This is a genomic window from Pseudofrankia asymbiotica (assembly GCF_001983105.1).
Lineage (GTDB): Bacteria > Actinomycetota > Actinomycetes > Frankiales > Frankiaceae > Pseudofrankia > Pseudofrankia asymbiotica.
The window spans coordinates 84179-92202 of sequence record NZ_MOMC01000021.1 but is presented as its reverse complement, the minus strand read 5'-3'; the positions used below and the strand labels follow the sequence as shown (position 1 = coordinate 92202).

The following is an 8024-nucleotide window of genomic DNA, read 5'->3' as shown; positions in this document are numbered from 1 at the left end:
GCCCGGCTCGTCGCAGTACCAGCGGCGCTTGACCCACTCCAGCCACAGGTCGGAGGAACCGCCGGGCAGGTCACGCGGCCGGGTGCGCACCACACCCTTGACCCGCGTCGCGAACACCCCGCACGACGGGCACGCCCGCGCGGCCTCGTCCGCCGTCTCCAGCCGCACCAACCGCGAGCCGTCCGCCTGCCGCTCGACGTGCCGCACCACCAGACCGTCCAGCTCCAACAACAACGTCGCGACACTCGTATGATCGCTCAAGCCCGTAACCCCGTGGCGTCTTGATTGCGTAGGAACAACCAAGATCGCCGGGGTTGCGGGCCCTTTTCAGGTCACGACGCGCCAGCGTCCCACGCCCGGCACACAAAGCCACACCAGGCCAACATCACGCACAGTCACCAAACCGAATGCGGGACCCACGCCCACCCCGGTTAACTTCGAAGACCCGGATTACTGTAGGCGGAATGCTGAGCTGGCGCCCGCCGCCGTCCCGTTCGGGACGTCGGCCCGCCGTACGTGCCGAAGTGGCCAAGTCTCACCATTGAGGGCATGCCAGAGCATGTCTACGTGCCCAACGAGTTGCCGAGCCGCCTCGTCGGGTTCCGRCTCAACTCCGCGAGCTTCGTTCTCGACTACCTGCAACTCGGCTTCGATGGTGAGACGTCGGAGAATCCGTCCCTCACCTGCGACGTTATGCCAGTCGTCGCAACAGAGGGCGGCAGCTTCTCGGGCGGCCAGCCGGGCTATGTCRACGTGTTGCGCTCCTTGATTTTCGACGTCGTCATGYGCACAACGGAGACAACGGGAGTCGGCCTCCGGATCGAGCTTCACCGTGGCTCGATCGTCCTACATCCAGCCAAGGAGGATCTGGTGGGCCCAGAGATCGCGCTCTTGAACGGGTTCGAAGATGGGCGGTGGATGTGCTGGCGCCCGGGCGAGGACTCCTTCGAAGACCTCGCCTGAGTCGGTAGCCCTTGCTCGGGCTCGGAGGGTCTAGGGCGGCTTGTCGCTGACCAGACCAGAAAGTCGATATCGAAGTCATGGGCGCCTGGTTGGCGCGTCAGGCTTCCTGCCGGCTGTCGCTCCCGTGCCTCGGGCGTTCCCTGTCCGGGAAGACGACCCAGCGCATGACGCTGTACATGTAGACCGCTTCGCACGCGCCCGCGGCGAGCCGGGCTATGTGGTACTCGACTCCGAGGCGGTCGAGGCTGGCGGTGAGGCCAAGGATGAACGCCACGTAGTTGATACCGATGGCGACGAGGTAGATCGTGGCCTGCCCGCCGATCGGCGCATGAGAACGGAAGTTGAACCGGCGGTTAAGCAGAAAGCTCAGTCCGAAGGCCACCAGGTAGGAGAGCGTGATCGCGGCGGGTAGCGGCCACCGCAGGCCACTGTGGAGTGCCGTCAGCAGGCTGAGGTCGACGGCGAACGTGAAACCGTTGATGACGGCGAAGCCGAGAATGCTGGGAGCGATGATCCGCGACAACCCGAACGGAAGGCGCCGGCTGACGCTCTCCATGGTGGCATGGAACCGCCCGGGGTGAGCGGTGGGAACGGCCACGGCGTCCGGTCGTTCGACGACCGTCTGACCGGCTGGTTCCGTCACGGGCGTTGGCCCTTCCTGCCGATGAATGCGCATGTCAGCGGCAACGCTACGGCCCGCGCGGACCACTCGGTTCTCGACCCTTTTTAGGAGCCATCCAGAGATCTCGTCCCGTCTGGCCCGGGCCCAGGAGCGGCGAAACCGCGCTGCCGCAGCGCGCAAGGTCCCCACTTGAAGTGATGTCTTTTCGGGCAGGCGCCGTAGGGCGGCCACCCCGACTCGGGTGACCGCCCTCCAGTGTCATGTGGATCCGGTGGACGCCTCGTCGGGCTAGTCGGGCTAGTCCCGGATGACGTCCTCGGCGGTGGTTGCGGTGATCGCGCGGCGCAGCCACCGACGAGTCCTGTCTGTATCGGTGCAGGCCAGGACCAGCTCGCGGAACTCGTCGGACACCGCCACCCCGCGCTCCTCAAGGACAGCCAGCACCGCTCGTGCCTCGCCCCGTGCCTCGCCTCGTGCCTCGCCGCGCGCCTCCGCTTTGGCGTCGATCTCGTTGAACATCTCGTCGTAGTAACGCTTGCCGATGGCCGTGGTCACTAGGTACGCCTCCCAACGGGTCCGGGCTGCCTCGGGCAGCCTGCCCACTGTCACGTTATGGTAAAAGATCTTCTTGGCTGGTTCCAGCGCGTCCAGCGCGGCGAGCAGGGCGGGGAACATGGCGTCGATCTTCGTGTCGTCGGTGTGGCAGATCGCGGCGAGTAGCGCTCGAGCGGGGTGGGYGGCGGCCTGCGCCTCGTCGACGACCAGCGGCACGTCGGCGGGGGTGAAGAACCGGGGGTGTAGGCGGGCGCCGCTGAAGGCGTCTCTCGCGATTTCGCCGCGATACCAGCCGGCGACGGYCGGATCAGGAAAGAACACCACCAGCGACGCCTTGACCTGGAACTCCCGTTCCAGTTGACCGACGTAGAGCTTCCACGAGGCCAGCTTGGCCGGATCCCGACCTCGCTGGATCTCGTAGACCGCGGCTCTTACCGGTTTGTCCTGCGGATCGCAGTACAGGACCATCGCGTCGGCCTGGTAGGTGCGTGGGCGGACGTTCGGGTCGTGAAGCCGCGCGTGGTCGAAGCCGGGGGCGTCGTCACCGAGCAGGTCGGTCTGAACCCAGTCCAGCAACGCCGGATCAAGGCGGGTCAGGTCGAGAGGCACCTCGTGGGCGCTGGTGGGCATGTCCGGAATCATGCCTGTCGGGTCCGACAGGTCTGGTTCGGGTGGTGCACCCCCCGAATCGGCACGGCTCGCCGTTGCGTCGGCTGTTTTGGTAGCGCATCGGATACTCCGGAGCAGCCTGCGATGGTCGCAGCCTGCGACCATCGCAGGCCGCGCGAGGCGTGCCATGGCGGGAACAGGTGAACGATCGCCTACGGTGCGGCCGCACCTCGCCGAGGCGACGAAGTCGGCCGAGGCGCCTCGCCGGCGGGCGCGGGGGTAGGGCATGCCCTGGGCTGGACTACGCCGGGCCGTCCAGTTCGAGATCCGGGTGGCCGACGTCGAGTTCGACGCGGGCGGCGACGAACCGGGTGATGCCGAGCTGCAGCGGCGTGCCGTCCATCAGCGTGTCGAGGGACCGGGTGACGAGCACGACCGAACCGGCCGTCAGTGACAGGTCGGCCGCCTCGGCCACCGTGGCGTGCCGCGCGCCGACCGTCGTCGCCGCTCGCACGTAGTCGTCGATCCCGACAGCCCGCAGCGCCGCGGTTATCGACCCGGTATCGCTGAAGCGCTCCGCGAGCCCCGGCACGCGGTCGGCCGCGAACCAGTGTGTGCCGCGTGAGATGGGGAGGCCGTCGACGGACGACGCGGTCTCGAGTCGCAGGCCCGCGCCGCCCCCGAGGGAGAGCCGCTCGGTGACCTCGGCGGGTGGCTCCGGCTCGACCGCTGACGCGAGCAGCCGGCGCGAGGCGTCGCCGCGGCTGCCCAGGCTGTCGCTGAGCCGGGTGCGGGCGCCGATGCGGTGCACCAGCACCGTGTGCTCGGCGACGTAGGTGCCGCTGCCGCGGCGGGAGACGACGAGGTGCTCGGCGGCCAGCGCGGACACGGCCTGGCGCACGGTGTTGCGGTGGACGCCGAAGCGCTCGGCGAGCTCGGCCTCGGGCGGGAGCTTCGCGCCCGGTGCCCGCGCGCCGCCGACGATCTCCCGGCGCAGCTCCTCGGCGATGAGCCGCCAGGTGGCATATCCGCTGGGCGACCTGCTCTGTGCCGTCATGACCTTCGGAACTCTACCCACTCCACCGCCTCGTTCCCCGGCCGTTCACCTCCTGTCGGACAGATCGCTACTTGTCCGCCGTAGCGCCAATGTCCTGTGGTGGGGTACGGTCGAGTTGTCTAGATAGCTGGACAACTTGACGGAGGATGCTGTGACACCTGACGTGTCTCCACAGACGCTGACTCCACGGACGCTCCCGACCGAGACCCCCCGCGAGGACGTGGCCGCCCGGCAACGGTGGATGCGGACACTCGCCACTGCCAGCACGGCCGTCCTCGACGCGACCTGGCGGGGCTGGGCGCCGAAGCCAGCCGTGCAGGCGGTCCGCGGCCCCGAGGCGGGACTTGTGATGGTGCGGGCGCGCATCGACGGCGGCGGAGCGCGCTTCAACCTGGGGGAGGCCACCGTCACCCGCGCCGCCGTGCGCCTGCACGGTGAGCCGCTGGCCGCCGACGCCGTCGGCACCTCCTACGTACTCGGCACCGACCTCGAGCATGCCCGGCTCGCGGCCATCTTCGACGGCCTGCTGGCCGACCCGGGGCAGCGCGAGCGCGTCCTGGCGGAGGTCATCGCGCCGCTCGAGCAGGCACACGCCGAACGTGACGGCATCCGCGACGCCGAGGCGCGCAGCACGCTCGTCGACTTCTTCTCCGTCGCCCGGGAGCACGAATGACCCCCGCGGCGGGCTTCGTGCCCGCGCCCACGTCGCCTGTGCCCGCGGTCGCGGTGCCCGTGATTCCCGCGCCCGGCTTCGCCGACCCCACGCGCGACGCGCAGCGCGCCTTCCGCGCCGTGCTCGACGCCCTCGCCCACCCCACCCGCTCCTACCCGCTGGCCGGGCCCGCCGAGCCGCCCGCCGCCCTCGGCCAGGGCCTCGCCGCCGTCGCGCTGGCCCTGCTCGACGAGGACTGCGCCGTCTGGCTCGGCGGTGGCCTCGGCCGCGACGCCGAGGCCGCGGCCTGGCTCGCGTTCCACACCGGCGCGCGGCGCACCGACGACCCGGCCTCGGCCGGCTTCGTCATCACCGGCCCGGACGCGTTGCCGCCGCTCGCGTCGCTGGCGCTCGGCACGGATGAGGCGCCTCACCTGTCGGCCACGGTCGTGCTCGACGTCCGCGGCTGCGCGGGTCCGGCCCGGTTCACCGCGCGGGGGCCCGGCGTCGACGGCGTCGCGACGCTGGCGGCTCCCTGGGCCACGGCCGGCTTCGCCGACGCGTGGCGCCGTAACGCCGAGCTCTTCCCGCGCGGCGTCGACCTGCTGCTGGTGGGCTCGGGCGCGGTCGCCGCTCTGCCCCGCACCACCCGCCTCACCGCCGTGGGTACCGGCACCGCCGACGCCGCCGGGACCGCCGGGACTGGCAACGCCGGCACCAACACCGCCGAGACCGACGCCGAACTGGAGGTCTGAGCCGATGTACGTCGCGGTCAAGGGCGGGGAGCGCGCCATCGCCAACGCACACGCCCTGCTCGCCAAGCAGGGGCGCGGGGACGTGGGTCTCGCGCGCATCGAGCGGGCCGCCGTCGCCGGTCAGCTCGGAGTCCTGGTCTCGCGCGTCATGACGGAGGGGTCGCTGTACGACCCCGAGCTGGCGGCGCGCGCCATCCTGCAGGCGCAGGGCGACGTGCTGGAGGCCGTCACGCTGGTGCGTTCGTACCGCACCACCCTGCCGCGCTTCGGCTACACGCTGCCGGTGAACACCGCCGGGCTGCCCCCGCAGCGCCGCGTCTCGGCGGCCTTCAAGGACCTGCCCGGCGGCCAGCAGCTCGGCGCCACCTTCGACTACACCCACCGGCTGTTCACCGACCGCGACACCGGAGGCCCGCGGATCGACCCGGGGGCTGGCCCGGGAGCCGGGCCGGCGGCCAGCCCGGGACTGGAGACGCCGCGGGTGGCCGACCTGCTCGGCGCGGGCGCGCTCATCGAGCCCGACCACGTCCCCGGCGCCGACGACTCGGAGCCCGCCGACCTCACCCGGGAGCCCCCGGTCTTCCCGATGAGCCGCGCCGGGCGGCTGCAGGCGCTCGCCCGCGCCGACGAGGGCTTCCTGCTGGCCTTGGGCTACTCGACGCAACGCGGCTTCGGGAGCACCCACCCGTTCGCGGGCGAGATCCGCGTGGGCGAGGTCGAGGTCGAGTTCGAGGCACCCGAGCTCGGGTTCGCGGTCCCTCTCGGCCGCGTCGAGGTCACCGAGTGCCAGATGATCAACCAGTTTCAGGGCGACACCGACACCCCCGCGCGGTTCACCCGCGGTTATGGGCTGGCCTTCGGCCGTGGTGAGCGCAAGGCGATGTCAATGTCGCTGGTCGACCGATCGCTGCGCGCCGGCGAGTTCGGCGAGCGCGTCGTCGCCCCGGCGCAGGACGAGGAGTTCGTGATCAGCCACAGCGACAACGTGCAGGCCACCGGCTTCGTGGAGCACCTGAAGCTGCCGCACTACGTCGACTTCCAGGCCGAGCTCGGGCTCGTCCGCCGCCTCCAGGCCGAGTTCCGCGAGCGCACCCTCACGGAGGCATCCGCATGAGCGAGGGACCCAGCGGTTACAACATCGGCTACCTCGACGAGCAGACGAAGAGGATGATCCGCCGGGCGTTGCTCAAGGCCGTCGCGGTCCCCGGTTTCCAGGTGCCGTTCGCCTCGCGCGAGGTGCCGATGCCGCGCGGCTGGGGCACCGGCGGCGTCCAGGTGACCGCCGCGATCATCGGGCCGGACGACGTCCTCAAGGTCATCGACCAGGGCGCCGACGACACCACCAACGCCGTGTCGATCCGCTCCTTCTTCGCCGCCGTCGCCGGGGTGCGCACGACGACGCGCACCGGCGAGGCGAGCATCATCCAGACCCGTCACCGCATCCCCGAGACGCCGCTGGCCGAGGGGCAGACGATCGTCTACCAGGTGCCAGGCCCCGAGCCGCTGCGGTTCCTGGAACCACGCGAGACCGAGACCCGCCGCCTGCACGCGCTGGCGGACTACGGGCTCATGTACGTCAAGCTGTACGAGGACATCGCCAGGTACGGCCACGTCGCGACCACGTACGACTACCCGGTCATGGTCGCGGGCCGCTACCTCATGGCGCCGTCGCCGATCCCCAGCTTCGACAACCCGAAGATGCACCGCAACCCGGCGTTGCAGCTGTTCGGCGCCGGGCGCGAGAAGCGCATCTACGCCGTGCCGCCGTACACCGACGTCGAGAGCCTCGGGTTCGAGGACCACCCCTTCGAACCGCAGCGCTTCGACGACCCCTGCGCGATCTGCGGCTCGGTCGGCGTCTACCTCGACGAGGTCATCACCGACGACGTGGGTGGATCGATGTTCGTCTGCTCCGACACCGACCACTGCGAGCGCGCCGCCAACAGCGACACCAACACCGCCACCGCCAACACCGCCACCGCTAACACCGCCACCGCCGATGCCGTCGACACCGTTGAGGTGACCGCATGAGCGGCGCGCGACCCCTGCTGCAGGTCCGCGACGCGGGCCACCGCTACGGCGACCGCTGGGGCTGCCGAGGCGTGGATCTCGACCTGTGGCCCGGTGAGGTGATCGCCGTGGTCGGCGAGTCGGGCTCGGGGAAGTCGACGCTGCTCGGCACGCTCTCCCAGCGCCTCAGCCTGACCGAGGGCAGCATCCGTTACCGCGCCGCCGACGGCGAGGCGGCGGACCTGTCCGAGATCGGCGAGAGCGCGGTGCGCCGGCTGTGGCGCACCGAGTGGGGCTTCGTCCACCAGGATCCGGCCGACGGGCTGCGCATGCACGTGAGCGCGGGCGGCAACGTGGGCGAGCCCCTGATGGCGACAGGCTGGCGCCACTACGGCCGCATCCGCGCCGCCGCGGCGGAGTGGCTGCGGCGGGTGGAGATCCCCGTCGACCGCATCGACGACGCTCCCGTCACCTTCTCCGGCGGCATGCGCCAGCGCCTGCAGATCGCCCGCAACCTGGTGGTCTCGCCGCGCCTGGTGTTCATGGACGAGCCGACCAGTGGCCTCGACGTGTCGGTGCAGGCGCGCCTGCTCGACCTGATCCGCTCGCTCGTGGCGGAGCTCGGCCTGGCCGTGATCATCGTGACGCACGACCTGGCGGTGGCCCGGCTCATCTCGCACCGAACCCTGGTGATGAAGGACGGCCGGGTCATCGAGTCCGGCCTGACCGACCGGGTGCTCGACGATCCCCAGGCCGCCTACACCCAGCTCCTCGTCTCCTCGATCCTCCAGGGGTGATCCG

At 70.9% G+C, this 8024-nt stretch carries 10 protein-coding genes; 6 read left to right on the top strand and 4 right to left on the bottom strand.

Features of this window, described 5'->3' with window-relative positions:
• Positions 1–261: transposase family protein (locus BL253_RS11705; protein WP_241834721.1), on the bottom strand; the 261-nt coding region annotated here is incomplete at its 3' end.
• Positions 262–567: 306 nt separating this feature from the next.
• On the opposite strand from BL253_RS11705, the gene BL253_RS11700 reads away from it, so the two are divergent.
• Complete coding sequence (locus tag BL253_RS11700; RefSeq protein ID WP_198946245.1) at positions 568–963, top strand: hypothetical protein; 396 nt, start codon at positions 568–570, stop codon at positions 961–963.
• Positions 964–1060: 97 nt separating this feature from the next.
• On the opposite strand, the gene BL253_RS11695 is transcribed toward BL253_RS11700, so the two are convergent.
• The 3 genes from BL253_RS11695 to phnF all read right to left on the bottom strand — a co-directional run bounded on the left by BL253_RS11695 (position 1061) and on the right by phnF (position 3827).
• The gene (locus BL253_RS11695; protein WP_198946244.1) at positions 1061–1606 is read right to left on the bottom strand and encodes a GtrA family protein; all 546 of its coding nucleotides are present in this window, start codon (positions 1604–1606) and stop codon (positions 1061–1063) included.
• Positions 1607–1882: 276 nt separating this feature from the next.
• Complete coding sequence (locus BL253_RS11690) at positions 1883–2770, bottom strand: hypothetical protein (RefSeq protein WP_076816289.1); 888 nt, start codon at positions 2768–2770, stop codon at positions 1883–1885.
• 280 nt (positions 2771–3050) lie between these two features.
• Positions 3051–3827 (bottom strand): phosphonate metabolism transcriptional regulator PhnF, encoded by a 777-nt coding sequence (gene phnF / locus BL253_RS11685; RefSeq protein ID WP_241834720.1) that lies wholly within the window; start codon positions 3825–3827, stop codon positions 3051–3053.
• 130 nt (positions 3828–3957) lie between these two features.
• Between phnF and phnG the strand changes: the two genes are divergently transcribed.
• The 5 genes from phnG to phnK are packed head-to-tail and all read left to right on the top strand — an operon-like array spanning position 3958 to position 8020.
• Positions 3958–4479 carry a phosphonate C-P lyase system protein PhnG gene (gene phnG / locus BL253_RS11680; RefSeq protein WP_241834719.1) on the top strand — a complete coding sequence of 174 codons (522 nt, stop codon included), beginning with the start codon at positions 3958–3960 and terminating at the stop codon, positions 4477–4479.
• Positions 4476–5213 carry a phosphonate C-P lyase system protein PhnH gene (gene phnH / locus BL253_RS11675; protein WP_081438238.1) on the top strand — a complete coding sequence of 246 codons (738 nt, stop codon included), beginning with the start codon at positions 4476–4478 and terminating at the stop codon, positions 5211–5213. Before phnG ends, phnH begins: the two co-directional genes overlap by 4 nt.
• A gap of 4 nt (positions 5214–5217) precedes the next feature.
• Complete coding sequence (locus BL253_RS11670; protein WP_076816286.1) at positions 5218–6327, top strand: carbon-phosphorus lyase complex subunit; 1110 nt, start codon at positions 5218–5220, stop codon at positions 6325–6327.
• Positions 6324–7244: an alpha-D-ribose 1-methylphosphonate 5-phosphate C-P-lyase PhnJ gene (locus tag BL253_RS11665; RefSeq protein ID WP_076816284.1), complete on the top strand. Its 921-nt coding sequence runs from the start codon at positions 6324–6326 to the stop codon at positions 7242–7244. Before BL253_RS11670 ends, BL253_RS11665 begins: the two co-directional genes overlap by 4 nt.
• Positions 7241–8020, top strand: coding sequence for a phosphonate C-P lyase system protein PhnK (gene phnK, locus BL253_RS11660; RefSeq protein WP_076816282.1), 780 nt, complete (start codon positions 7241–7243; stop codon positions 8018–8020). Before BL253_RS11665 ends, phnK begins: the two co-directional genes overlap by 4 nt.
• Positions 8021–8024: the final 4 nt, after the last annotated feature.

Coding starts and splice junctions, on each gene's coding strand:
- phnH (WP_081438238.1), top strand. CDS start 4,476: ATGACCCCCGCGGCGGGCTTCGTGCCCGCGCCCACGTCGCCTGTGCCC.
- BL253_RS11670 (WP_076816286.1), top strand. CDS start 5,218: ATGTACGTCGCGGTCAAGGGCGGGGAGCGCGCCATCGCCAACGCACAC.
- BL253_RS11665 (WP_076816284.1), top strand. CDS start 6,324: ATGAGCGAGGGACCCAGCGGTTACAACATCGGCTACCTCGACGAGCAG.
- phnK (WP_076816282.1), top strand. CDS start 7,241: ATGAGCGGCGCGCGACCCCTGCTGCAGGTCCGCGACGCGGGCCACCGC.